Genomic DNA, 25652 nt, shown 5'->3' on the forward strand with positions numbered 1-25652 from the left:
CCGGATTGGCTCACTGACCAATTCCGCTCGACTTGATACTGAAGGCCTGACGTTTCTCAGCAAACGCTGCAAGGAGCTGCCGGGTGTAGACATGCTGAGTTTCCTCGAAAACGTCCTCGACGTTACCGCATTCGACCACCTTACCGTTTAACAGCACCATCACTCGATCGGCCACTTGCCGAACCACGGCCAAATCATGAGTAACAAAGATCGCGGCTGCATTCGTCCGCCGCACTTGTTCTTCGATCAGGTTTAGGATGTCCGCCTGGACCGACACATCCAGCGCGCTCGTCGGCTCGTCGAATACAATCACCTGCGGCTTTCCAGCCAGCGCGCATGCGATCGCAACCCGCTGCAGTAGCCCCCCCGACAGGCTTCGCGCCAGAGTGTCAAGATTGTAGTGAGGCAATCGTACTTGGTCCGCTTGGGCCTCCTGATCGGCACGCGAGGATCTACGACCTGTGGCAACCGCCAAGCATCGGCCGATCTGATCTCCGATCCTGCGACGCCTGTTCAATGCGGTGGATGGATTCTGAAATACGATCCGAATGTCGGACAGGCACTCTTTCGTGCGGTCTGCATATGAAGCAGGGAGGCGTTGGCCGTTCATAAAGATCGAGCCGTTATCCGGTGCGACCAAGCCGACGAGGCCTTTTAGAAGAGTTGACTTGCCACTACCTGACTCGCCAACGACCGCCAATATCTCCCCGGCTCTAAGCTCGAAGCTCACGTCTTCGAGTATCTGCCGCCGCCTCTCGCCGCGGCCATAAGAGATCTTTAGGCGATCGACCTTAAGCCGCACGTCAGGTTTCACGGGTTGAACGGTCTCTCTGCTCCGCACAGAGATATTCGATTGCGCCGCCAGAATTGGATTGTGGCATCTGAAGCTAGTGATCTCCTCACGAATCTCTGGCCGCTGAACTGCGCAAACCTCTAACGGGTGGTCGCATCGAGGCGCGAACAGACATCCTCGCAATTGGCTGAGTTCACTCGGCGACGGTGGTGCGCCCTTTATACCCTCAAGCACACGGCGCTCCCCAACCGACGGCAGACAGGCCAAGAGGGCTCTCGTGTAAGGATGTCGGGGAGATGAAATAATGTCGTCGGCCGGCCCCTGCTCCACAAGCTCACCACCGTACATCACGGCGATATCATCGCACAGGTTATGCACCTGGCCGATATCGTGGGAGATAAAGATCAGCCCTGCTCTCTGCTCTCTGCGAAGCGTCTTGAGAAGTTCGATGATGTCGCTTGCGACCGTTGCATCCAAGCCGGTTGTTGGTTCGTCAAGCACAAGGACGGCAAGATCATTGGCAAGCGCCAAGGCTATGACAACGCGCTGCTGCATACCCCCAGATAGCTGGTGCGGATACAACGCCAGAACCTGCCCAACGTTGCGGATCTTGACACTCTCCAACAACGCAACGGCACGGCTCATACGCTTATCTGGAGCAAGGCCGAGCAGGCGCAGACGTTCATCAAAGACGGAACTGATCCGACGGCTTGGGTCGAGCGCGCCACCCGGGTTCTGAAAAACAACGGAAAGGCTTTTGGCGAGCTCCAGTCGATTCCGTATTGCCAACTGCCGCGTAACGTTCTCCCCACCGATTTGGATGCTTCCGGCAGTTAAGATGCCGTTAGACGACATGCAGTTTGCCAGCGCGAGAGCAAGTGTGGACTTACCTGAGCCGGACTCTCCGACAATCCCAACAGCAGCGCCTGGGACCACACGAAGTGAGACGTTTCGGACAACACTCAGAATTCCTGAGCCAACACGATAGCCGATCGACAGGTCCTCGCAGGCAAGCGCTGCCTTCTCAACTGGGGCGGGCATCATTCGATGACCTCCGCAAATTGTTCGGTCAACAGCGTCATCGATGTGACCAGCAGTGCAATTGCCAGTGCCGGGAAAAGCGTCGGCCACCAAATCCCTGCAATGAGTTGCTGATATTCTTCGTTGATCATGAGGCCCCAATCCGGTGTCGGTGGCTGGACACCAAATCCGAGAAAAGAAAGGCTCGCTGCAACGAAGATCGCAAAGCACGTACGAACCGAGAACTCAACCACTACAACTGGAATCATATTGGGGAGGATTTCGACGAGCATCACATACCACGAAGGTTCCCCACGGAGCTTTGCCTGAGCCACATACTCTAGCGAAGTTTCAGCCAATACCCCGCTCCGAAAAGTTCGGGAAACTGGAGCTGAAAAAATTAAACCAATAATCAATCCTACTCCGATTGGAGTTGGCGTGACCGCTACTACGACGGCAAGCGCAATGAGGATCGTTGGAACCGCCAGGATCGCATCGATTACGCGACTAACGACATCGTCGAGAATGCCTTGAAAATAGCCAGCACAGAAGCCTATCAAGCCGCCGACGAGAACGGAAATCGCTGCCGCCAGCAGCGCAATGATGATCACGGTCCGCGAACCTGCCAAAACGCGAGCGAATACGTCTCTGCCGAATTTGTCAGTGCCGAACCAATGCTGCGGCGAAGGTGGCAAATAGGTATCGAACGGCCTGGTGGCCAAAGGATCCTGAATCGGCAGCCACTGATACGTGAGTCCAACAACAATGAGCGCGACAACAATCAATGCAGCTATCAAGAATCTCGGCGAGCGATACATGTTGCTTCAGCCTATTTGAGCCGGCGTCTGGGGTCCAGAAACTGGACCATTGCATCGCCGATGAGGATGGACGCCATAAAGGCGATACCTGAGACGAGTACGCCGGCCATGAGCATTGGGAGGTCCAGCTTTTGGCTGGCCTTCAGGATCAGAAGTCCAATTCCATCGTAGTTAAACAACAACTCGACGACGGTAAGGCTGCCGAAGAGATAGCCAACCTGGGTAGCGATAACGGGAATGGTCGGTACGACGCTGTTCCGCAACACGTTTTTCAGAATGATGCTGCGTTCAGAGAAACCAAGCGTCCTAGCGTACCGAACATGATCAGACAGGTAGACTTCTCTGGCCCGCGCCCGGATCATCCGCGTGAGATATCCCGTCAGCACCGTCGAGACCGTTATCGCGGGCAGGACCAAGGCTTGCAGCCGTTCGAACAGGCTGCTGCCGTCCGGAACCTGGGCGGAGGTTGGAAAGAAGCCCAACATCACACCGAAGACAATAAGCAGCACGACTCCGACCACAAACTCTGGGATGGCAGTAGCGACGATGCTTCCGTTACCGATTATTCGCCCGACCCAGTTTTTCTCGTTGCGAGCGCCCAGGAGCGCCAGAGCAGCGCTGGACGGCAGCGCAATTACGAGAGCGAACAGCGCAAGCAGAGCGGAGTTGCGCAGAGCACGCCCGATGAAGGGGGCAACCGGTTCACGGTAGACATATGAGGTTCCGAAATTCCCACGTATGAAATTGCCGGCCCAGTCGAGATATCGAATGATCAGTGGACGATTAACGCCCAGCACTTCATTGAGCTTGTCGACTGATCGCTGATCCGCCAACGGGCCGAGAATCCGGCGGCCGACATCTCCCGGCAACACTTGCACGACCACGAAAATCAGAACGCTAAGAAGAACGAGGGAGAGGAGGCTCAAGCCTCCCCTCCGCAGAATGGCTGCTACTCCTCGATTCATTCGACGAGAGCCGCTTCCCCGAGAAACAATTGTCCCATGGCGTTCGCCTGGACGCCGGTCACACCAAGCGAATGCACCATGTTGGAATTCTTGAAGTAAAGGCCGAGCTGAGGCGTCTCTTCGAGTAGGAGTCTTTCGATCTCACCAGCCACCTTCTGCTGTGTTTCAAGGTCCGTCGCCACGAAGTATTTGCTCATCAAATCATCATATTTTGCATTCTTGAAATGCGCGGCGTTCCATACGCCGGTCGACGAAAGCTGAGCGGAGAGGAAGACATTCGGGACGCTTCGATGTGAATAGTCGTCGATACCGAATGCCGAATCCAGGAATGGCGATGTTCCAAATTTGAGGTCACCATAGTACTGGTCGGTGCCCATCTGAACGATGTTGACCGTGATTCCGATTTCTCGCAGCTGGTCTTGAACGAGGACGGCCAACTCCGGGATGGAGGCCGACTTCTGAGTGAGAAGGTCGACTTTGAAACCATCGGCAACTCCGGCCTCCGCGAGGAGGGCTTTGGCAGCCGGAACGTCTTTTACGCGCTGAGGAACTGATTTGTCGGTCGAAGGGAAGACATGCGCGAATGGAGAGTCGTTGCCAACCTCGGCCTTGTTGTCGAACAGGACCTTGACGACTGCCGGCCGGTCGATAGACAGCGCGACAGCCTTCCTGATGCGGGAGTCGTTGAACGGAGAAATATCGGTTCGCATATGAATGACTTCATGAGCGGAACTCGGGAGGCTCACCACATTGACCTTCGGATTTTTGAACAGCGCGGCGCCCGCCCGCGTGTCAAATCCGCTCAGCACATCCGCTGCGCCGCTCTGGACCGCCAGAATAGCAGCGCCCATATCTTCATAGAACGTCCAAACAACTTCATCGAAGCTTGGCGCGGATCCCCAGTATTTTTCGTTCTTGATATAGGTGACGCCACGACCTGGCCGCATCTCCTTCAGCTTCCACGGACCGGTGCCATTCTGATTGTTCGGGTAGTCAGTGCTATCGCCATTTTTCAGGATGACGCAGTTGTAGTTGTCAGACGACGCTGTGTAGGGAAAGTTTCCGTAGGGCGCGTCGAGGGTAAATTCGACTGTTGTATCATCCTTCGTCACCGCTCCGCCTTTGCTGAGTATCCCCTTCAACGCGGAGAGCGCGTTCGAGCCGACGTCAGGGTCGGCGTGACGATTGAACGTGGCAGCGACATCCTTTGCGGTCATCGGCGTTCCGTCATGAAAAGAGACACCGGATCTGATCTTGTAGACCCACACTTTTCCGTTTTCGCGTGGCTCCCAACTCTCGGCCAACACCGGCTTCAGCGTTCCGTCCGCCTGCGCGACCGCGAGGTACTCGCCGGTCTGGCCAACAATTACGAAACCGCCAGGTTCCGAGACGGCAAACGGATCGAGCGCGGTCGCAGGCGCCGTGATGGCACCCTTCAACGTTCCGCCTTTCTGGGTTGCGGCAACCGATTTGCCGGAGAGCGCAAAGGACGCGACAGCGAAGCCCGAGGTCGCGAGAAACGCACGGCGAGAAATTCCCGCATACATTGACGACTTCGTGAATTCAATTTTGCTCTGCATGCTTTCTCCCTCTGCACACATTTTTGGACCGGCTGATTTTGACTGAAAGGGAGAGGCTGAAAATTTCAAAATCGGCCTTGCATTGAAATTTTAAATGTACGGTACGCTGAACCTTGTGACAAAGTCGTCAGCGTGGCCCATCGCGGCTTGCCAACCGCAGCGGCTGGCTGCTGCTGCGCTCTTATCGGACTTTGAGACCGGACGTACCCGCAGACCTCCGCCCTTTGCCGTGAGGCATTACCAGCGAGATGGTTCAGGCACAGATTCCAAGACCGTCCGATTTGTTGGTATGCAAAGCTTTGCCCATTATGGTGCCCACCTGCCGTTGCGGAAGATTATGATACGGGACGGGCATCAATCGGTCGAACTAATCAAGAACAGAAAGTGGGCGGTGCGCGTCACCGTCCACGGCAACACCCTGGTATTTCCATTTGAGGCAGAGGATTAGGCTCGCTCCTACGCCTTGGCACCCAGGCGCTTGGGTCACACTGCTGCGCTCTCGGATTTTGCGGAACTTGGGCGACAGCGTGATTGCTTCGATTAGCCTTTCGATGTCGGCTGGCGCGGATGTATGACTACAACGGGGTCCCTAGTCTTGAGCTGAATGGCTGCTTGCCAGCTTCCTGCGTGATAGTTTCCGATATGCTCACGGTCCAAAGTAATCCATCACCCGCGTAGACTGACGCCACTGCCGTACTGATTGCGTCGACGGCAGCGCGAGCCGGCCGCTCTCCGGCGCGCCGCGGTCGGCAATTACACTGACCTGCCAGCGCAGACGCAGGGATCCCGGATATTGCGCGGGAAGGGGGCCGGATCGAAGATTTCAGAAACGCGGAGCAATAGAATGTGTGATTTCATGCGATTGGTAAGTTTGATGCGTCCCGAGTGCCGCAGCGCATAGTATCGCCGGGGACTTAGCGAGTTCGGTCTTGGTTTCGCGCTGACAGTTATGGAATGGCCCGGCTAGGGCCCCTATGGAGACTGATCAATGAGGGCTTCACGTGTTTGGACGCATCTCGCGTTTGACCGGCCGGGAAAGCATGCCGGCCATGTCCATGTGCCGAACTCGGTACACCGTTCGGCCTATGGCACACTCGCCTTGCCGTGCGGCATCATCAATAACGGCACTGGTCCGACCGTGCTGCTAATGGGCGGTGTTCACGGCGACGAGTATGAAGCGCAGGTGGCCTTTGGCCGGCTTTTCCGCGCCATTCGGGTCGACTCTGTCCACGGGCGACTGATCTTCTTCCCGAGTGTCAATCTTCCCGCTACGGTCGCGCACACGCGGACCTCACCGCTTGACGGCCTCAATCTCAACCGAATTTTTCCGGGGGACCCGGATGGTTCGGTTTCGGAGCAGATCGCCTATTTCATCGAGACGGTTTTAGCCCCGATGGCAGATGTCTGGTTCGATTTCCATTCCGGCGGCACGTCCCTCGACTACCTGCCGCTGGCCGCGCGACATACGTCTGCGGATGCTGAAATCAACTCGCGCACCGCCGCTTTGCTGGATGCATTCGGCGCCAGCCTCAGCATGGTATGGGACTTTTTCGACGAGCCCCGCATGGCCAAAGGATGCGCGGAACGCAACGGCGTCGTCTATCTGGCGAGTGAATTTGGTGGGGGAGGCACCACCTCCATCGAAGGCACGGACATCTGCTTCGATGGTTCTGTCCGCGCGCTGGTGCATCTCGGGGTCTTGGATCCGGAGGCGATCAAGGTGTCTCCACCGGCAGTTGGCGGCAAGACCGTTACGGTGCGCAGCCGCGACGATCACATCCATGCAACATGCGCCGGTATCTTTGCCCCATCGCGGCCGCTCGGTGCCGAGATAGCTGCCGGCGAGCAGATCGGCGAAATCGTCCAGCTCGACCGTCTCGATGCCGAGCCCGAGCCGGTCATCTCCGCCACCAGCGGACTGTTGGTTTGCCTTCGGCATCCAGCGCAGGTCGAGCGCGGCGACTGCGTGGCCCATCTCGCGGGCAATGTGAAGCCATGACTAAAGAGCGTTTCGTCCGCGTGACGCGCGAGTCCTAGTAATTGACCGTCGCTCGCACCTCGGCCGGATAGACGGAGACTCCATCCATGTTTGACACCTATCGTGTCGCCCTCGTAACCGGCGCGACAAGCGGCATCGGCCGGGCTATCGTGCCGGCGCTGCGCCAGCGCGGACTGGTCGTCTACGCCGTCGGGCGAAACGCCGCCCGGCTTGACGATCTCGTAAAGGAAACCGGCGCGCGGGCTATTGAAGCGGATGTCCGGGACATTGTGCGCATAACGCAGGCTCTCGCCGGCGTCGAGGTCGATGTCCTCGTGAACAATGCCGGTATTCTATCGACGCGCGCGCCGTTCCAGGACATCGAACCGACGGAACTCGATGCGATGATCGACGTCAATCTCAAGGCACCGATGCATTTGACCCGAGCGTTCCTGCCCGGCATGGTGTCGCGCCGGCGCGGCCATCTCATCTATGTCGGCTCCAGCGGCGGACGGGCGGCTTACCCGTCCATGGGCGCCTATGGCCCGTCTAAAGCCGGACTGAGCTTATTTTGCGACAATTTGCGCTGCGACCTGCTCGGTACGTCCATACGCGTCACCGAGATCGTGCCGGGGCGCGTGCAGACCGATCTCTACCGCAAGTCGATTCCGCACGGCCAGGCAAAAGCAGTGCTTTATGACGGCTATCGACCGATCCAGCCGGAGAACATCGCGCGCATCGTCTGCGACGTCATCGACCTTCCGGCTTTTGTCGATATCTCCCGCATCGAAGTGTTCCCCACCGACCAGGCTTCTGGTGGCGGCACGATCGTCAAGTGCGATCGATAAGTCGTCACGAGGACGTCGCAGCGCGGATTTGGCCGCGCGTTCGGCCTAGTCAGCTTTCGGGAATGTGATCCGTCCTTCTGCCGGGCAAAGCCAGAAATCGCCTCAGGCAATTTTCCAGCAGGCGCGAAACATTGTTGTCATATCCCGCGTGGGAAAGGCTGCCGCAAAACGTGATCGAGCCGACCGAAAATAGGCCGCCGCCATTCTCGTCGACGCCGTAGACGAGATTCGAGCTTATTCCGCCATAGCGTCGCGGTTCCCCGTCCAGCATGCCCGGAAGCAGCATTTCCTCGAATGAGGTTTCGAAGGTCGGTCCATGCCCTTCGGAAGCCGCGATCACGGTCACGAAATCCGGCGTTCCGAGGTCGGAAGCGGCCTGGTCGATTTCAAAACCGGCCGCGCCGCCGCCCGAAAGACCAAAATCGCCGATCTTCTGATCTGCAGGGATGCCCTCGAACAGGAAGGCGAAGTCGGGTTGGAACGACTCGGGTGTGCGCACGTAATACGAGCCCTCGAACGCGCCTTCCGCCGTAAAGCCGATGCCAGCGACTTTCTGCGGAGGGGTGCCGTTCCGGCGCCACAGCCCGCCATATTCGCCATCGAGTTGGTGATAATATTCTCCGGGCTGGCTGGCCCATACGCGCGTCCCACCCTCGGCCCGGCGGATTTCGATGACGTGCGGCTGGCCGGGGTCGCGGCCGATCTTCCAATAAAAGCCGTTGCCGCCGAGATACATCAGCTTTCCGCCGCCTTCCCGGTAGGAAATGAGGGCCTCAATCGTCCGGCGCGTGTGATATTCGGGATGGCTACCGGTCAACACGACATCGTAAGGCGCGAGAGCGTCGACCCCTTCGCGATCCAGATCTTCGTCGGTCAGGACATCGAATCCATAACCCTTCTGCCTCAGCCAGTCCGTCAGATGGGAGTCGGCTGGGAAGCCGCGCATGCCCGAACCGCGCGTGTCGTGAAAGACCAGGTATTGCGGACGCATCGTCAACATCGGGCGAAGCCGTGATGACAGGGTAATTCCTGTTCCGTCGGGGTGGCGATTGTAGGTCGAATAGCCATAGGCGCTAACCCTGTCGGGATTGTAGGGATACGCGCCCCATGCTCGCACCCGCGATTCCAGGTCGCCGGAAAAGTTTCCGCGCGCATGATTGGCATAGGCCATGTAGGTGAAGGTCGGCGCCAGAAAGACTATCCGTTGTCGGGGCAGGGCCGGGTTCGCCCGAACGTAGAAAGGGATTGTGTCACTGCCTATCTGGTTGTCGACGACCAGACCGTATACGCCCGAGGGCACCTCGGGGGGGATGTCGAGCGATATCGTCGTTTCCCAGCCGCAGTCGCCAAGGTCGTCGGAATGAAACGCGATGGCTGCGTAGTCTTCGCAAGCGACTTTCCAGTCCATGCCGCGGCCAGACCAACCAGATGAGCGAACTGCCCGCATTGGCAGGTTGACCAGAGCAAGACGGTTCGGCGGATTGATCCGATCCTCTATCCAGGCATCCTCCATAGGTCCCGAGAAATTCCAACTCGCCAGCGTTTCCTGGCCGCGGTTCCGCCCGGCTGCCGGTCCACTGCGCAGACGTGGTGCTTCGATCAGGCCATCGAAGCACGCTTCGGGATGGCCGGCCCAAACCGCCGCTAAGCAGATATGATCGATACCGGCAAGGGCGGTCCGGAAATCGTCCCGCGCCACGAAACTCCGTGCCGTCTTTCGGCTGGTGAGGGCCTGGCTCTCCGCGCAGATGCCTTCGCCGCTAAAGGTGACTTTCAGACTTGTCCACTCGTTGATGCCGAGATCAAGTCCGAGTGCGTTGCGCCTGGACGTCGGTCTCGTAGTGCAGAAAAGTGCGCCGCGGTTGAGCACTAGGGCAAATCCAATCGAACCGTCGCCATTCTGCAGCGACGCAATCGTCTGGTCGGCAGGGCTTGAGACGGTCGGCTTTACGATCAGTTCTAAGGTGAGCTCGCGGACCGCCGTAACCGACGGGATAGGGCCAACCGCGCATGATCCCAGAAGAGCCTGCTGCTCCCTGGCGTCATATGTCTCTTCGAGGCCGAATTCGAGACTGACAGTTTTGATCCCTGGGCCGGCCGGGTTTGGATCACAGCAGTCGAGCCGTACGACGCGCGCGGTCACCTGCCTGTCGCCTTGCGATGAGACTTTGAACGCGAGCGTCTCCCCCGCATGCGCACTGAGCGGCGTTACGTACCCGATGATGGCTGGCACGCTATGACCTTGGACGCTCATCGTTGCCACCCCGGAGAATTCCGCGTTCGACCTCGAGCCCGATCTATGTGGCCAAGCGAAAGAAAATCGGCAATAGAATATTGTATACGATAATGATCGGCGTCAAGCGCTCCCGGCGAAAGTGACTTGTATGGAAGCGCTCCACCCGATCGCGCCCGCCCTCGTTGTGGATTTATCTTGGCTTTCCTGCAAGGCGGCGTGCGTGAGATGTTTGCGGCGCAAAGAAGCGTCTTTTTGGACAGTATTTGGATCGGGACGCTGATCGAGCTTTTTGGCTCGCTACGAGCCTAGTCGAGCGGCTCGAATTGATAGACCTTCGCCATGATCTTCCAGCCATCGGCGAGCAGAACGAGAGACAGGAAATCGGTGAAAAGCTTCGGGCCGATAGCGCATTGGACTCTGGCACTTGCCGTGTTCTGGCTGCCGAACTCGATCGAAAGAATGCGGTCGACGCGGGCCTCCTTGCGGCTGGCAGGCGACTCGCGCTTGGCAACGACCTCCAGCCAGCCCGGAATATCAACCGTCGCCAAATTACCTTCGCTGACGGTCGCAAGTTGCGCCTTGGGGTGAAAAACGTGCCCAAGCAAAGGCGCGTCGCAGTTGTAGAGCCCGTCGAAATACTGGCCCAGCATCTCGGCGACATCGGAATAGTTCTTGCTGATCTTAGTCATTCCTGGTTCCTCAAGATTGTGAAACAGTCACCGGTCTTCTCGACGACGCAGCGTTGATATTTATAGAGGCCGCCTAGATTGACGGAGCCGCCTTGGCTTCCAGCTTGTGGCGGAGTTCCGCTGTGCTGATCTTGCCTTCAACCGCATCGGCCACGGTCATTCCGGTCATGGCACCAAACTTGAAGCCATGGCCCGAGCAGGTCGAAATCGCCCAAGATCGGCCATGACCGCGCACGAAAAAGGCCCGATCGAAGGTGTTCGTGTAATAGCAGGCACGGCCACCGAGGATCTGATACTCGTCGAAACTGGCGAGCGCCTCGCGGGCGATGCCGGTAACGGTTGAGATTTCAGCCGGGCTCGCTTCGCGCGTCGTGTTCGGATCGTTGCGCTCGAAAGGCAGGTCGAATGTCATCTTCATTTGCGTACCGCGTAGCGGCGGCGTGACGTAAAAGTTATCCTCGACGGTCCAGTCCGCCAATGCGGGTGCGGTGGACCAAATCTTGGCCAGCCGCTCGGGAGGTCGGGCCAACAACATGAGCATGCGCGACGGCTCCAACTCGTTTCCATTGGGAACCAATTCCCCAGTCCAAGATCCGGCCGCGACAACCACCTGATCGAACTGTTCCCAGGCGCCCAACACCCTGACGCGGGCCCTGTCGTGGTCAACTTCGTCGACCCTCGCGTAGGGTCGCAACGAGGCGCCCTTCGCAATCAACCAGCGCGCCAGGGAAACCAGGATCCGTTCGGCTAGAAGAATGCCGGATTGCGGGAACAGGACGGCGCGATCGGTCAGCCTGGGGCGAAGATGCGGGAAACGCTTCACGAACTCAGCGTCGTCGATCTCGTGATACACCATGCCGTTGTCCTGGGCAAAGGCGACTGACAGCGCCACGTCCTCATTGGCGGCATCCGCGACGTAAAGCACACCGGTCTCGATGTACAATGTCTCCTGCAGGTCGTTCCAAAGCACGTCCCATGCGTCGGTCACGCCGAGTGCCAACTTAGCGTATCCAGCCATTCTTCCATAGGCGAAGCGATGATAGCGCTGCTCGTCGTAGGACGACGCCATCGGGTTCGGGATCGGCCCACGATCGAACACCGTCACATCGTGACCGCGGCTTCGGAGTGCCCAAGCCGTAGCCAAGCCTACGATCCCCGCACCTACAATTCCTACCCGCATCTTGCCCTGCCTTTATTGATTTGCGCCATTCCACCCCGCAGTCTGGCGATCTTATGCGCTGCTTTTAAGGGTGTGGACCCGGGCCGGTCCGCCGGCAGTTGGAAGAGACGCGTCTCTTTCAACTGCCATGGCCCGGGTCCAAGAGGGGTGCGCTCCCGGCACCCCTCTTCTTTTAAGTCCTCGATTAGCGAACCCCGATAACCTCGAACTTGCCGTTCTTGACCTCCTCGACGCGATAGGCACCTGGCACCTCGCCCTTATCGTCGAATTCGACGCCGGTCGCGCCTTCATAGTTTATCTTGCCACCCTCTTTCAGAATTTTGAGGGCCTTTGCGAGCTCGCCGGGGTAGATCTTCTCACCGGGAGCGTTAGCCACCTTCCGAATATTATCAGTGACGGCTTTACGATCCGTCGAGCCAGCAGCCTGCGTTGCAAGCACAAGAATTGCTGCGGCGTCATAGGACTCCGGCCGGAAGCCACCGTCGCCATCGAAGCCCGCAGCCTTGGCAAGCTCGACGAATTTCTTGGAAGCGTCCGATGAACTGCCGGGCTGGGTTCCGAAAGACCCTTCCAATCCGGCGCCGATCTTGTCGATCAACACCTGGCTGATCATGCCGTCGGCCAGCACGAATTTTTTAAACGCTCCGGTGTCCAACGACGTCTGGATAATAGCGGCGCCCCCCTGATCAAACCGGCCGAACACGACCAAGACGTCCGCGCCGCTGGCGCTCAGTGCGCCAACCTCGGCGGAATAGTCGCCACGGCCATCCTCATGCGCGGCGTTCAGCGTCACCTTTCCGCCCTTTGCGGTATAGGCCGCGGCGAAGGACGTGCTCAGGCCCTTGCCGTAGTCGTCATTGACGTAGCTGATAGCGACAGTCTTGATGCCGCGTTCGAGCACAAGGTCGGCGAGGATCTGGCCTTGCCGGGCGTCCGATGGAACGTCGCGGAACGTGTAGCCGCCATCGTCGAGATCGGTAATCGCCGGCGAGGTCGCAGACGGTGAAATCATCGGCACGCCGATGGTGCCGGTCACGTTTTTGGTGATGGCCACGGTGATGCCGGAGCAGGTCGGGCCCATGATGCCGACGACGCGCTCGCTGTTGACGAGGCGTTCTGCGGCCGCGGTGGCCGCACCCGCGTCCTCGCAGGTGTCGTCGCCGCGTACTGAGACGATCTTCGATCCGTTGAGGAAGATGCCGGAATCCGAGGCTTCCTTGAAGGCGAGCTCCGCAGCCAGCGCCATATTCGGGGCGATCGATTCCGCAGGCCCGGTAAACCCGAGCAGCACTCCCATTTTGACGTCCTCAGCGGAGGCTGGAATTGAGCCGGCAAGTGCAATCCCCCCGACCAATAAAAGAACATTCCTATTCATTTTCTATTCCCTCTACGCTTCATGATTGACGGTTGCGGCCTGGCCGCTCCGGTAGAAAGCCCTGCGGGTGGAAGCGCAGCACCAACAGAAGGATTGTACCCATCATCAACACGCGGAAGTATTGCGCCTGCTCCAGCAGGTGCGCGCGGATTGGCGAGGTATTACTCATCCAGGAGGTCGTGGTCTTGACAACCCAATAGCCAAGCGGCTCCGATTGCACCCATACAAACCAGATGAGAAAGGCGCCGAATACCGAACCGACATTGCTACCTGAACCGCCAACGATCACCATCACCCAGATGAGGAAGGTGTAACGCAGCGGGATGTAAGCGGCTGGCGTCAACTGGCCATCCAGAGTGACAAGCATTGCACCGGCCATGCCGACAACGGCCGATCCCAGCATCAGGATCTGGAGATGGCGCCAGGCAACGTCCTTGCCCATTGCGCCCGCCGCAGTCTCATTGTCGCGAATGGCACGGATCATGCGGCCCCAGGGCGAATTGAGCGCTAAGACGCAGAGCGTCAACAGACCGGCCAGCACTGCGGCGAACAGGCCCGCAAAGACAAGCTTGACGATGATCGACGAGGCTTCGGCGATGAGTAGCCGAAGCGCCGCGGTCTGCTCGGCGGCTGGTAGCGCGTCGAGAGAGGACCGGTTCATCCATGTGACGAGGTCGACGAGCCAGGTCTGTTCCTGCAGGAGGCGACCATCTGGAACCGGCTGCGGCAGGCCGGTTGCGTTCTTGACGCCACGCGTCAGCCAGTTCTCGTTCTTGACTATGGCGACGATGATCTCCGATATGCCGAGGGTCGCGATGGCAAGGTAATCCGACCGAAGGCCGAGCGCGACCTTGCCGATCAGAAATGCCGCGCCGGCGGCGGCCAGTCCCGCCAGCGGCCAAGATAAGAGTATCGGTAGGCCGAGGCCGCCCATGAAGCCGCTGGCGGCCGGATCATACGATTCGATGGCCACCCGGGCAGGCACGAATATCTGCCTGAAGAGCACAAAGGTTCCGATCAGGACGGCGGCCGGGAGGGCGTATTTGAAGACCCCTTTGAGGTATTTAAACAGTAGCCCCGACGCCGAACAGCCCGCTACAAGGACGATGAACGATAAAGCAACGCCCGCCCCGCCCGCTTCAATGGCACCCGACACGGGGGCATGCCCGATCAGGAGCGCCACCACGCCGCCTATGGCTGCGAAGCCCATGATGCCGGCGTTGAAAAGCCCAGCATACCCCCACTGGATATTAACGCCGAGCGCCATAACAGCGGAAATCAGGCACAGATTCAGGATTGCGAGCGCCACGGACCATGACTGGAAGAAACCGACCAGCAGGAACAGGACGATCAGAACGCCATACAGTCGGATCGCACGCTTCATCATGACGACTTGGCCTTTAGGATGCCAGTCGGCGCAATGACGAGAATGACGACCAGGATGACAAAGGAAATGGAGAACTTGTAGTCGGTCGGCACGAGCTGCAGGAGACTGTCGCCAACGTCCGAACCGGGCATGAAATAGAGCACGACTTTGCGGTAGGCGTAGGTGAGCGCTATCTCGGAGAAGGCGACGATGAACCCGCCAATAATTGAGCCGGCGGGCCTGCCGAAGCCGCCAACGATCGCCGCCGCGAAGATCGGCAGCAGAATCTGGAAATAGGTGAACGGCCTGAAGCTCTTGTCGAGGCCGTAGAGCACGCCCGCAATTGTCATTAGCGTGGCCGCGATGACCCAGGTCGTCCGGATCACGATCTTCGGGCTGACGCCGCATAGCAGCGCCAGCGTCTCGTTGTCTGAAAAAGCGCGCATAGCCGATCCCCTGCGCGTCCGCTGGAGGAACAGGAAGAGTGCGAGAACCGCCGCCATTGCGACAGTGAGCGTCAAAGCTTGGGAGGTCCTGATTGTCAGCCCTTCAAGAAGGCCGGTGGCGTCCTTGAATTGCTGCGCGGTAACCAGAAATCGTTCGCCATCGGCGAAATTCCGTTCGTCCGGCCCGATGATGACGCGGACGACGCCGTTCAGGATGAACATCACGCCCATGGAAGCCATCATAAACACCACAGGAGCGGCCTTCTGGCGCCGATAATGCGCGTAGATCAGGCGGTCAGTGGCAAGGCAGAACAGGATCGTCCCGGCAATACCGAGCGGCAGCGCTGCCAGCGCCGTGGGCAGGAAGCCGAGCGAGAATCCCGCGCTCTGCAGCGCCCATGTCCCGAGGATGGTGAGCATCGTGCCGAAGGCCATTGTGTCGCCATGGGCGAAATTGGAGAACCGCAGCACACCGAAGATCAGATTGACGCCGAGCGCGCCGAGCGCAAGCTGAGCGCCGTAGGAGGTTGCCGGCACGACGACGAAGTTCAGGAAAAGAATCAGTCCGTTGAGAAAATTATCCACCTAGAAAGCTCCGTCGGACTTCGGGATCTGCAAGGAGGTCTTGACCGCTGCCCGTGAAACGGTTTTCCCCGAGCACGAGTACGTAGCCGATATCGGCGATTTCGAGCGCCTGACGTGCATTCTGCTCCACCATCAATATCGCCAGCCCGCGCTCCTTGAGCGCCACGATCTGATGCAGCAGGTCCGCGGCGACATTGGGCGACACACCGGCGGTTGGTTCGTCTAGCATCAGAACGGTGGGCTTGCTCATCAAAGCACGCCCGACCGCCAACTGCTGTCGCTGGCCTCCCGAGAGAGTGCGGCCGAGTTGGGCGCGTTTGGCCCTCAGGATGGGAAAGGTCTCGAAGACCTCTTCGATACTTTCGTCGATATTGTCGCGGCGCAGGTAAGCCCCCATTTTGAGGTTTTCCAGCACCGTCATGGTCGGGAAGATGTTGTCGGTCTGCGGAACGAAGGAGATGCCCCTGTTCACCCGTGTTTGTGGATCCATACGGCCCAACGACTGCCGGTCTAAGGTGACGTCGCCAGCGGTTAACGGTACAATGCCCAGCAAGGCCTTCATCGCCGTGGACTTGCCGGCACCATTCGGTCCGACGATCACAGCCACCTGGCCGCGATCGACAGCAACGGAACAACCATTGAGAATCTGAACCCCATTGTAGCCGCCGCACATCTTGCTGCCATTCAGGTAGCTCATGCGGCAGGCCTCGATACGGGTGCGCCTAAATAGGATTCGATCACCGCCGGATCATCCATCACCTGCTGTGCGGTGCCTTGGGTAAGAACCCGGCCCTCGGCCATCACGATGACACGGCCGCATAGGCGGGAAATGAAGCCCATGTCGTGCTCAATCATGCAGAAGGTGTAACCTCGCTCCTCGTTAAGCCGGCGGATCGCGTCCTCGATCGAGACTAGCAAGGTCCGATTGACGCCGGCGCCAACCTCGTCCAGCAGCACCACCCGCGCATCGGTCATCATGGTCCTGCCGAGTTCAACCAGCTTCTTCTGGCCGCCGGACAGATTGCCGGCCGGCTTGTCGCGCAGGCGCGTGAGGCCCAGGAAGTCGATTACTTCAAGCGCGCGCTGACGGAGCTCGGCCTCCTGTGCGCGGATGCGGCGACGGCCGATCCAGGTATCGATGATCCGCTCGCCGAACTGCTGGGCCGGAACGACCATGAAATTTTCGAGGACGCTCAAGGTTGGAAATTCGTGGGCGATCTGGAAGGTGCGCACAACGCCCTTTGCGAACAGCGCATGCGGCGGCAGCCCCGAGACATCTTCGCCTTCGAGCAGGATGCGTCCTGCCTGCGGGCGGTAGAGGCCGGCAATCGTGTTGAACATGGTGGTCTTGCCGGCGCCGTTGGGACCGATAAGACCGGTGATCGACCCTTTATCGATGTTGAACGAGGCGCCGTTGATCGCCTTCAACCCGCCGAAACTCTTCTCGACCTCCTCAACAGCAATGAGCGGTTTCTGGGAAATCCGCGCTGCTTCGTTCGAAACTGCCTCGCGCCAAACAGAATTCAAAGCTTGCAACTCCCCTAGCCCACTTTCCTGAGCTCTTATTTTGATTACAGGAATTTCGAGGAGATTGCGGCTCGAATGTCGTCAATATCGACCTCAAGATGAAATTCTTGATCGCTTTATGCCATCTTTTGTGAAATCTGAATTCACGAGGCGCGAAACGGATCCCGATTGGCCAAAGCTTGTCGCACTTACATCGGCTCAGGCCGCTCAACTGCGCTCTTCAGGACGCCGGCTAGCGGCGGCCTGTACGGTATCAACTATGCCGATTACCGTTTCGGGCAGGGTCGTTGGAAGGCAAAGCGCTTGCCGACCGTCGCTATAAAGGGCGAACAGATCGCGCAGTCGAAAGCGATGAAACAGGAGCAACCAGTCGGGCGGTTGCAAAAGCGGCAATCGAGATGGCGTTATTGCGGTACGGGTTTGCACCGGCCCATGCCATCGGGCTCAAACCGGACCGCGTTCTGATGAAAGTGGTTTAGGTTTGTCGACCCGCGCGATCGGGGTGCCTTACTGGGCGCGGAGGTCAAGCGCGTCCTGCAATCTCCGATATGCCGAGGCAGGCGCAGTCTATCGCCTCCCTTAATATATCGAGTGCCTGATCCGTTTGTCTGCGTCGGCAGTGTTCTAATAGGCACCAAAGCTGATGCTGGGTGCGCTCACCCGTCAGTATGACCGAGGCCCTCTCGGAGATGTTTTCAAGAACGGTTGCGTGAACGGTCAACACTCTGGCCAGCAAGGCCGTGTCACCGCAGCGCTGCATGAGGCGCCCGTGATAGTCCAATGCCAGTTTCACACGCGACTTGGCCAGCATCGACAGATCACAACGCACGAGAATGCTTTCAGCATCCGCGACGTCGGCGTCGCGCAGCCTCGGAATCGCAAGTCTGAGCGCTCTCGGTTCATACAGGAGACGCCGCCGCAGCAATGTCTCGAGGCCACGAAGTTGGTTCATGTCCGTTGTCGGTTCGGCGAGGGAGACGTTTGGAGCTACGGCCAGACCTTGTAGAACGTCGCTGCAGCGCATTGTCAGCGGTGCGCGCTTCCACGTCCGACCGGCCGGTCGTGGAGAAGCAGGCAAATATTTTCAGAGCTACCAGCTGGCTGAGATGTACTGGGTTTCCATGAATTCGAGCATGCCTTCATGGCCACCTTCGCGGCCCAACCCCGACTGCTTGACGCCGCCGAAAGGCGCAGCAGGATCGGACACGAGGCCCCGGTTCAACCCGACCATGCCGTATTCCAATCGCTCGCAAATCTGGAGGGCGCGCTTCATATCTCGGGAGAAGACATATGCCACCAGTCCGTATTCGGTGTTGTTTGCCCTGCGGATAACGTCTTCATCGTCGCTGAACGTCTGGATTGCTGCAACCGGGCCAAAAATCTCGTCATGTACACAGGCGGCACCTTCAGGCACGTTCGATAGGACGGTTGGCGGATAAAAGTATCCCTTGCCGGTCGGTAGAACGCCGCCTATTTCGATCTTGGCACCCTTGGCTACGGCGTCGGCGACAAATCCAGCAACCTTGTCCCGCGTGCTGGCATTGACCAGCGGGCCGACATCGATGCCGTCCAGTGTACCGTCTCCGACCTTGAGGCTTCCCATTTCGTGTGCCAACCTTCGAGTGAATTCGGCAGCCACGGCGTCATGCACGTAGATACGATTTGCGGCCGTGCAGGCCTCGCCGAGGTTGCGCATTTTGGCCTTCATTGCGCCTTCGACGGCAACCTCGAGATCCGCATCTTCCAGGATGATCAGCGGCGCATTGCCTCCGAGTTCCATTGCGGGTTTCAGAACCTGGTCGGCGGCGACGCGGAGCAAGGTTCGTCCCACTGACGTCGAGCCGGTGAAACTTATCACACGCACCCGCTTGTCATGCAGGAGATGGTTGACCAGTTCGGCGGAGCGCGACGTTGGCAGCACGTTGACGAGGCCCTTGGGAACGCCTGCCTCTTCCAACAGCGGCATCAATGCAAGCATCGTAAGAGGGGTTTCCGCCGCAGGCTTGATGATAACGGCACAGCCCGCAGCCAAGGCCGGTGCAATCTTACGTGTACCCATGGCGGCCGGATAGTTCCAGGGCGTGACCAGCACAGCAATGCCGGCGGGCTTGTGCTGCACAAGGATGCGAGCGCCGGATTCCGGCGCATGCTTTACCAGGCCGTCGACGCGAACTGCTTCCTCCGAGAACCAGCGGAAGAACTCGGCGGCGTATCTCGCCTCGGCCATCGCATCGGCCTTGGCCTTGCCGTTCTCCAGCGTGATAAGGTGCGCCAACTCGCTGAGCCGAGCCAACATCAATTCCCACGCTTTGCGCAAAACCTCAGATCGATGACGCGGAGTCTGCTTCGACCAGTTGGACATTGCCACTTCGGCCGCGTCTAGCGCCGCATTTGCATCCGAGATTTCGGCCGAAGCGACCGAAGCGAGCACAGATTCGTCCGCCGGATTGATGACGTCGAAGCGAAGCTGCGAGGCCCCGCTTTGCCAGGCGCCATTGATGTATAGATCGGTATATTTCATCGCGAATCCCAGTTTGAAAATTCCGCTCGACCAGCCGATCAGTCCGCGCTCAAAGTCTTCTCGGCATCGCCCGAAAAACCGACGTCGCAAGCTCGTCCGCCCTGTGTTCTTCCGGATAACGGGCCCATGGGCTGGCCATGCCGCAGAATGTCTTCAAAGTAGTCCTCCGCATTCGAGCGCGGCTTGAACCCAAGCCAGGCGGCATGGGAGTTGTCGACACGCGAGCGTGTGTTTTTCGACACGCCGTAGACCACATAATAGTGGTGGTCCGGCGCGTTTATGCACTGCTCGAACAGATGGACGGCGTCTTCATGACTCAACCAGGTTGAAAGCATCCGCGTGTCCGTCGGCTCCTTTTCGAACGAGGCCACACGCACGCATGCCACCGACAGGCCGTGTTTGTCCGCGTAGAGGCTGGCGAGCGCCTCGCCCATCACCTTCGAAACGCCGTAATAACCACTCGGGCGCGGGCGCACGGTATGATTGATCGTCTTTTCGATAGGATGGAAGCCAACGGCCTGCACCGAGCTTGCGAATACCACGCGTCGTACGCCCGCGCGCCGTGCAGCCTCCAGCACTGCATAGGTGAGGGCGTAGTTGAGCGGGAAGATGGTCTCCCACGGCGCCTCTTCGGGATAGGCAGCTAGATGAACCACGACATCGACACCTTCCATGGCCTCGACCATGTCGGCCAAGTTGGTCCCGTCGGCATTCCATATTTCTTCGTTGTCCGCCGCCGTGCCCAGATTGGCGATGTCGAGCAGCCGCAGCGTTCGGTCAGGTTTCGCCAGGCCAGTTCGCAACACACGTCCTAGGCGCCCGGCCGCACCCGTGATCAGAACTTTCTGCAAGGCTTATTCCCCTCAGTTTTAAGAATTGGAAGCTGGCGACTAACCCGCGTATCGAGTCATTGGCACGCCGGCCACGCCGGCATCGTAGGCAAACACGTTACCGGAAAGCGGCTGACGCCGGAGATCTTCTTCCGTCATATCCTCGCGAGCGGTCGTGATGAACAGGGTGGACATGTTGGCGCCGCCAAAGGTGCATGAGGTGACGTTCTGCGCCGGAATGTCCAGGGTCAGCAAGACTTCGCCCGATGGTGAATAGCGGGTCACCCTCGAACCCGCGAAGTGCGCGCTCCACAGGCATCCCTCGATATCTACCGTGGCGCCGTCAGGACGGCCGTGACCGCGCGGCACGGACGCAAACACACGCTCGTTGGCGATCGAGCCCGATTGCAAATCATAGTCGAAAGCTAGGATGTTCAGCGTCGGCGTATCCGTGAAATACATGGTGCGGCCGTCGGCGCTCCAGGCGAAGCCGTTACTGGTCTTTATGCCGCTGCGAACCCTGGTGACCGTGCGGTCAGCGTCGACGCGATAGACCGAGGCGACGGGCAGCCTGCGGGACGGGTCGGAAACTTCGTGGATGCTGCCGCACCAGAAACGGCCCATGGGATCGCATTTGCCATCGTTCATGCGGTTTTCAGGCAGTTGCTGTTCGAGATGGGCGAAATGCTCGTACTCTCCGGAATCAAGATCGAAAATCGCGAACCCGTCACGCGTGCCGGCGATGATGCTATGTCCATCTTTCCTAAGGGCGATGGAACCGAATTCGAACGGCGTCTTCCAGGTCTTGACGTGGTCCCTGGCGGGGTCATAGCGGTGCAGTATCCTTTCGGTGATATCGACCCAATACAGGACCTGCTGTTCAACATCCCATACCGGGCACTCACCAAGAGTGTTGTGTACAATAGCTATGCAATTAAGGCCGGTCTGCATGTCATGTCCCAGATTTGCAGTTGCGCGTGAGTCTATGAAGCTCGCCGACCGCCGCGTCGACGTCGGCAGTAGACAGATCGCGGTGGGTGACGAAGCGCAGCCTGTTGCCTTTCGGCGGTAGGACAAAAACGCCCGCATCGTTCATCCGCGCATGGAATTTTCGTGCATCGCCGAGTTCGTCGGGCACATATGCCATGACGATATTCGTCTCGACGTTGTCGAGATTGACGTCGAGGCCGGCCTCCTTCAACCCTGATGCCAGGCGCCTGGCGTTGCTGTGATCGATGGCCAGATCGTCAATGTTCTCGCGCAAGGCCAGCAGGCCCGCCGCAGCCAGAATGCCGGCTTGGCGCATCCCGCCGCCCACCATCTGACGCCAGCGGCGCGCCTCCTCAACAAAGCTCCGGCTTCCCGCGACGATCGATCCGCCTGGCGCGCCAAGACCCTTCGACAGGCAAAAGGTCACGCTGTCGGCCGGAGCGGCGAGATCGGCGGGCTTGCGGGACAGCGCCACCGCAGCATTGAAGAACCGCGCGCCGTCCATGTGGAAAACCAGACCGCGTAGCGACGCGAACTCCCTGAGCTGGTTGAGATAGCCGACGTCGAGACAGCGACCTCCCTCGCCATTGTGCGTGTTCTCGACGCAGATTAGCTTCAATACCGGATTTATAACCGATGACCTTTGATTGCTCGCAGTCGCGGGTGCGAATGCTTTCAACACCTCTAGGGGGTACCGGCCATCTGGCGTCGGTAGCGGGTGGGAGGTTAGTCCGCACACCGCCGCCAGATGACCGGTTTCGTTGATGTGTATATGCGAGGAATTGCTGACGATCGCAGCTGAACCATGCGGCACTTGTGCCCGCACGGACACAAGATTGCCCATGGTTCCGCTGAGTACGAACAGGGCTGCTTCCTTTCCCAACAGTTCTGCCGCGTATTCCTCCAGCGCGTGAATGGTCGGGTCTTCGCGATAATAATCATCGCCAACCTCCGCATTGGCGATACAGGCCCGCATCGCCTTGTTCGGCATGGTCAGCGTGTCACTTCTGAAATCTAAATGCGTCACGTTCCGCTCTTTCCGCACATTTGGTTGCGTGTGAAGATATCGGGCCGAAGTGACGAATTTCAGCATAAGTTGACGAGACAGTGAAATTGTATATGAGTTCTACGAGCCAGATTGGTGGAAAATTTCAATCTCGCAGATAGGATAACGGAATGTCGACAAGACGCGCAGACCTCGACCAGATCGACCGCAAGATCCTGAACCGGCTGCAGCGGAACAGCAGGATCACCAACGCCGACCTCGCCGTCGAGGTTGGCACGTCGGCCGCTTCGTGCCTGCGTAGGGTTCGGCGTTTGCGCGAAAGCGGCTATATCGACCGCGAAATCGTTCTGGTTAATCCAGATAAGGTCGGGCCAAGACTAGTGACCATAACGGAGGCGCGCCTTAACAGTCTCGACCGAAAGGGCCGCGATGAGGCAATCCGCCTAATCAAGAACATTCCCGAAGTCATCATCCTGTACAACGTCACCGGTAGCCGGGATCTACTGTTCGTGTCCGTGTTCACCGATATGGCCGACTTCGAGCGTACAATTGCCGAGCCATTGTCGGTCGTTCCGCAGATACATTCGATCAACAGCTACTTCGCGATCAAGACCGTGAAATTCGAACCGCAGATTATGTTCGACGAATCTCGCTAGACACCACAGGATGGTTTTACCGGTCTGCCGCCTCCGGTTTGCCCGCTCTGGTCGGCTGGGGCAGCGCCTGGCCGGACCGAAGCGCCCTGACCTGAGGCGCCTTTCACATCCGTACCACGCACAGCGCTCTTAAACCGACGATCGGGTTGCATCGACAACGGTGGTGGCGCGATAAAATGGTCCGTGCGGCCATCGCCAATTCGCGGTGGAGTGAAATTCCCCGGCTCATTTTAGAGCGTTTTTGTCATATTATTTCAGATCCGGTCAGGGTTTGAAACATAATTCGCTTGAGAGTTTGCGACGATCTGAGATCGCTTGGGTGCGCAGTATGACTATCTTCGATGACATTCCGATCGGGTTGAATTTGTCCTCACAGGACCTTCTCGCGCTAGTGAGCTGGAAACCGGTCTCGTGGGTGGGCTCGGACAGTGGAGCGATCCGTTGAGCACTGCCCAGCCGGCCATCCGGATCATTGGCGTCGACAAGTTTTACGGCGATTTCAAAGCTCTGGTCGTGGATGGCGACCCGAGCGTCGACATCAAGACATTGCACAATGTCGACGTTGTGATGCGGTCGGGCTCGATCCTGGTTAAGAAGGGCGAGATCATCGGCAACGGCAGCCGCATGATTTCGGACCCGAACAATCCGCCCCACGGGCCTTTTCCGCCGGAATGAGACGCACCGCGGCCCGGCTAATCCAAGCCTGCCTGCATTCCTCAAGCCAGCCGCTGTAAGGGCGGCGTAGCATAGTTCCCAGGCGCGACGTACGGGTCGTTCCGGCAACGAAATCTTCGAAGCGAGACACCACATGAATCCCCATCAGACCCAACGCAGCCTGCGCAGTGTAGACAGCGCAGACATCGCCCCTGATTTCGTCGAGCGGTCATATTGGTGGGAGGCGATGGCTTCGGACATCTGCCGACCTTCACATGCTTTCTTGGCATCCGCGGATGTGGCGATCGTAGGCGCCGGCGTGACCGGACTCAACGCCGCCATCGAACTTGCCAGAAGCGGGAAAAGCGTTGCGGTGTTCGATGCGGGAGTTGCCGGCTTCGGCGCCAGTTCCCGCAACACCGGCTTCCTCGGGCGGTTCCTCAAGAAGTCCTTCGCGGAACTTGCGAAGGCCTATGGCGTGGACAAGGCCACCGCCTATTACGCTGAACTCGTCCAAGCGCTGAATGTAAGCATGATGGAAGTCATCGAGCGGGAGGCGATCGATTGCGATGTCAGGCTGTCTGGCCGGGTGGTCCTGGCGCGTTCGCCTGCCCAACTGAGCGGCGTGATCGACGAGTTCAAACTGAGGCAGAAGTATCTTGGCGAGGACATCGAGATCCTCGATAGCACATCGCTGCAACGCGAGATCAAATGCTCAGATATATTCTGCGGCGGCGTGCTGATTCCCGATATGGCCACGATCCATCCGGGTAAATACCACGAGGGCCTTCTGGCCGCCGCGACCAGGCTTGGGGTACGGGTATACAACAACGCCCGAGTCTCCGGCATCACGAAGTCCGCCGTCAAGTTCTACGTCGAAACCCCTTTGGGTACACTGTCTGCCGCCGATGTCATCGTCGCCACGAACGGCTATACCGGCAAGGAGATGGGCTGGTTCGCCCGACGCCTCGTGCCATTTCAGGGATTTGCGGTTGCGACCGAAGAAGTGGACAGCCAGAGGCTCGCACGGCTCTTGCCGACGAACCGCAGCTATACGGACGCTGATTTCGACACGATGGCCATTCGTCTGACCCCCGACGGCAAGCGCATCATCACCTCCGGCCGCACCGGAAAGGCGATGCCGATCCGTGCCAAGGCGAGCCTGCTTCGCAAGGACCTTTTGGCGGCGCTCCCCGAACTCGAAGGCGTCAGGATAAGTTACGGATGGAGCGGCTATTGTGCCGCACCGCTCGACACCATGCCCAAGATCGGGCAGCGCGCCGATGGCGTGTGGTACGCGACCGGCTTCACCTTCATGGGGATGCCTCAGGGATCCTATTTCGGCCGGAAGGTCGCCTTCCAGATCCTCGACAAGCCCGCAGGCAACACCATTTATTCAGGCGCCGTCTTCAAATCGTCCCCATTCTACAATGGCAACCCCTGGTTCCTGCGGCCGCTGATGGCTGCCATGAGGGTCAAGGATCACGTCACCAATCGCCGGCGGAGCACAGAGCGTGCCAATGCCGTGTTCCCGGATGGAGCGTTTCTATAGGGGTCTGCGCTACAGCTCGATCTTCCGAGTCGGCTCC

The 25652-nt window shown here is 58.9% G+C and carries 23 protein-coding genes; 6 read left to right on the plus strand and 17 right to left on the minus strand.

Annotated features, from left to right (window positions below; translation table 11 throughout):
- Positions 1 to 10 precede the first annotated feature (10 nt).
- Genes EN824_RS26435 through EN824_RS26450 form a run of 4 tightly spaced genes read right to left on the minus strand, consistent with a single transcriptional unit; the run spans position 11 to position 5176 of the window.
- Positions 11 to 1837, minus strand: coding sequence for an ABC transporter ATP-binding protein (locus EN824_RS26435; protein ID WP_135881082.1), 1827 nt, complete (start codon positions 1835 to 1837; stop codon positions 11 to 13).
- Positions 1834 to 2631, minus strand: a complete 798-nt coding sequence (locus EN824_RS26440) for an ABC transporter permease (RefSeq protein WP_135881083.1) — start codon at positions 2629 to 2631, stop codon at positions 1834 to 1836. Before EN824_RS26440 ends, EN824_RS26435 begins: the two co-directional genes overlap by 4 nt.
- Before the next feature lie 11 nt (positions 2632 to 2642).
- Entirely contained in the window at positions 2643 to 3596 is a 954-nt protein-coding gene (locus tag EN824_RS26445) for an ABC transporter permease (RefSeq protein WP_135881084.1), read from the minus strand.
- Positions 3593 to 5176, minus strand: a complete 1584-nt coding sequence (locus EN824_RS26450; protein ID WP_189522225.1) for an ABC transporter substrate-binding protein — start codon at positions 5174 to 5176, stop codon at positions 3593 to 3595. The genes EN824_RS26445 and EN824_RS26450 overlap by 4 nt, the downstream gene beginning before the upstream one ends.
- A 988-nt stretch (positions 5177 to 6164) precedes the next feature.
- Between EN824_RS26450 and EN824_RS26455 the strand changes: the two genes are divergently transcribed.
- Positions 6165 to 7175, plus strand: coding sequence for a succinylglutamate desuccinylase/aspartoacylase family protein (locus tag EN824_RS26455; protein ID WP_135881086.1), 1011 nt, complete (start codon positions 6165 to 6167; stop codon positions 7173 to 7175).
- Between the two features lie 86 nt (positions 7176 to 7261).
- The gene (locus EN824_RS26460; RefSeq protein WP_135881087.1) at positions 7262 to 8002 is read left to right on the plus strand and encodes an SDR family oxidoreductase; all 741 of its coding nucleotides are present in this window, start codon (positions 7262 to 7264) and stop codon (positions 8000 to 8002) included.
- Between the two features lie 49 nt (positions 8003 to 8051).
- Here the strand turns inward: EN824_RS26460 and EN824_RS26465 are convergent, their stop codons facing one another.
- The 8 genes from EN824_RS26465 to EN824_RS26500 form a co-directional block, all read right to left on the minus strand.
- The gene (locus EN824_RS26465) at positions 8052 to 10256 is read right to left on the minus strand and encodes a N,N-dimethylformamidase beta subunit family domain-containing protein (RefSeq protein ID WP_135881167.1); all 2205 of its coding nucleotides are present in this window, start codon (positions 10254 to 10256) and stop codon (positions 8052 to 8054) included.
- 287 nt (positions 10257 to 10543) lie between these two features.
- Positions 10544 to 10927 (minus strand): nuclear transport factor 2 family protein, encoded by a 384-nt coding sequence (locus tag EN824_RS26470; RefSeq protein ID WP_135881088.1) that lies wholly within the window; start codon positions 10925 to 10927, stop codon positions 10544 to 10546.
- A gap of 73 nt (positions 10928 to 11000) precedes the next feature.
- On the minus strand, positions 11001 to 12107 hold the full coding sequence (locus tag EN824_RS26475) for an FAD-dependent oxidoreductase (RefSeq protein ID WP_135881089.1): 1107 nt from the start codon (positions 12105 to 12107) through the stop codon (positions 11001 to 11003).
- A gap of 184 nt (positions 12108 to 12291) precedes the next feature.
- The gene (locus EN824_RS26480) at positions 12292 to 13404 is read right to left on the minus strand and encodes an ABC transporter substrate-binding protein (protein WP_245521018.1); all 1113 of its coding nucleotides are present in this window, start codon (positions 13402 to 13404) and stop codon (positions 12292 to 12294) included.
- Positions 13405 to 13501: 97 nt separating this feature from the next.
- On the minus strand, positions 13502 to 14869 hold the full coding sequence (locus tag EN824_RS26485) for a branched-chain amino acid ABC transporter permease (protein WP_245521019.1): 1368 nt from the start codon (positions 14867 to 14869) through the stop codon (positions 13502 to 13504).
- Positions 14866 to 15879, minus strand: coding sequence for a branched-chain amino acid ABC transporter permease (locus EN824_RS26490; RefSeq protein WP_135881091.1), 1014 nt, complete (start codon positions 15877 to 15879; stop codon positions 14866 to 14868). Before EN824_RS26490 ends, EN824_RS26485 begins: the two co-directional genes overlap by 4 nt.
- Positions 15872 to 16576, minus strand: a complete 705-nt coding sequence (locus tag EN824_RS26495; protein ID WP_135881092.1) for an ABC transporter ATP-binding protein — start codon at positions 16574 to 16576, stop codon at positions 15872 to 15874. The genes EN824_RS26490 and EN824_RS26495 overlap by 8 nt, the downstream gene beginning before the upstream one ends.
- Positions 16573 to 17307 (minus strand): ABC transporter ATP-binding protein, encoded by a 735-nt coding sequence (locus EN824_RS26500; RefSeq protein WP_245521020.1) that lies wholly within the window; start codon positions 17305 to 17307, stop codon positions 16573 to 16575. The genes EN824_RS26495 and EN824_RS26500 overlap by 4 nt, the downstream gene beginning before the upstream one ends.
- Before the next feature lie 386 nt (positions 17308 to 17693).
- Between EN824_RS26500 and EN824_RS26505 the strand changes: the two genes are divergently transcribed.
- Positions 17694 to 17885, plus strand: coding sequence for a hypothetical protein (locus EN824_RS26505; protein ID WP_135881093.1), 192 nt, complete (start codon positions 17694 to 17696; stop codon positions 17883 to 17885).
- Between the two features lie 44 nt (positions 17886 to 17929).
- On the opposite strand, the gene EN824_RS26510 is transcribed toward EN824_RS26505, so the two are convergent.
- The 5 genes from EN824_RS26510 to EN824_RS26530 form a co-directional block, all read right to left on the minus strand.
- A complete protein-coding gene (locus tag EN824_RS26510) occupies positions 17930 to 18358 on the minus strand; it encodes an FCD domain-containing protein (protein ID WP_189522227.1) in 429 nt (142 codons plus the stop codon).
- A 138-nt stretch (positions 18359 to 18496) separates the two neighbouring features.
- On the minus strand, positions 18497 to 19927 hold the full coding sequence (locus EN824_RS26515) for an NAD-dependent succinate-semialdehyde dehydrogenase (protein ID WP_135881095.1): 1431 nt from the start codon (positions 19925 to 19927) through the stop codon (positions 18497 to 18499).
- Between the two features lie 38 nt (positions 19928 to 19965).
- Entirely contained in the window at positions 19966 to 20778 is an 813-nt protein-coding gene (locus EN824_RS26520; RefSeq protein ID WP_135881096.1) for an NAD(P)-dependent oxidoreductase, read from the minus strand.
- Positions 20779 to 20817: 39 nt separating this feature from the next.
- Positions 20818 to 21708, minus strand: coding sequence for an SMP-30/gluconolactonase/LRE family protein (locus EN824_RS26525; RefSeq protein ID WP_189522228.1), 891 nt, complete (start codon positions 21706 to 21708; stop codon positions 20818 to 20820).
- Position 21709: 1 nt separating this feature from the next.
- A complete protein-coding gene (locus EN824_RS26530; RefSeq protein ID WP_210236366.1) occupies positions 21710 to 22774 on the minus strand; it encodes a GntG family PLP-dependent aldolase in 1065 nt (354 codons plus the stop codon).
- Between the two features lie 149 nt (positions 22775 to 22923).
- Between EN824_RS26530 and EN824_RS36715 the strand changes: the two genes are divergently transcribed.
- The 3 genes from EN824_RS36715 (at position 22924) to EN824_RS26545 (ending at position 25615) form a co-directional block, all read left to right on the plus strand.
- Positions 22924 to 23409 carry an Lrp/AsnC family transcriptional regulator gene (locus tag EN824_RS36715; protein WP_189522229.1) on the plus strand — a complete coding sequence of 162 codons (486 nt, stop codon included), beginning with the start codon at positions 22924 to 22926 and terminating at the stop codon, positions 23407 to 23409.
- A gap of 441 nt (positions 23410 to 23850) precedes the next feature.
- A complete protein-coding gene (locus EN824_RS26540; RefSeq protein WP_135881099.1) occupies positions 23851 to 24084 on the plus strand; it encodes a hypothetical protein in 234 nt (77 codons plus the stop codon).
- Between the two features lie 226 nt (positions 24085 to 24310).
- Positions 24311 to 25615, plus strand: coding sequence for an FAD-dependent oxidoreductase (locus tag EN824_RS26545; protein WP_272483022.1), 1305 nt, complete (start codon positions 24311 to 24313; stop codon positions 25613 to 25615).
- Positions 25616 to 25652 lie beyond the last annotated feature (37 nt).

The organism is Mesorhizobium sp. M8A.F.Ca.ET.181.01.1.1 (genome assembly GCF_004792025.1).
Taxonomy (GTDB): domain Bacteria; phylum Pseudomonadota; class Alphaproteobacteria; order Rhizobiales; family Rhizobiaceae; genus Mesorhizobium.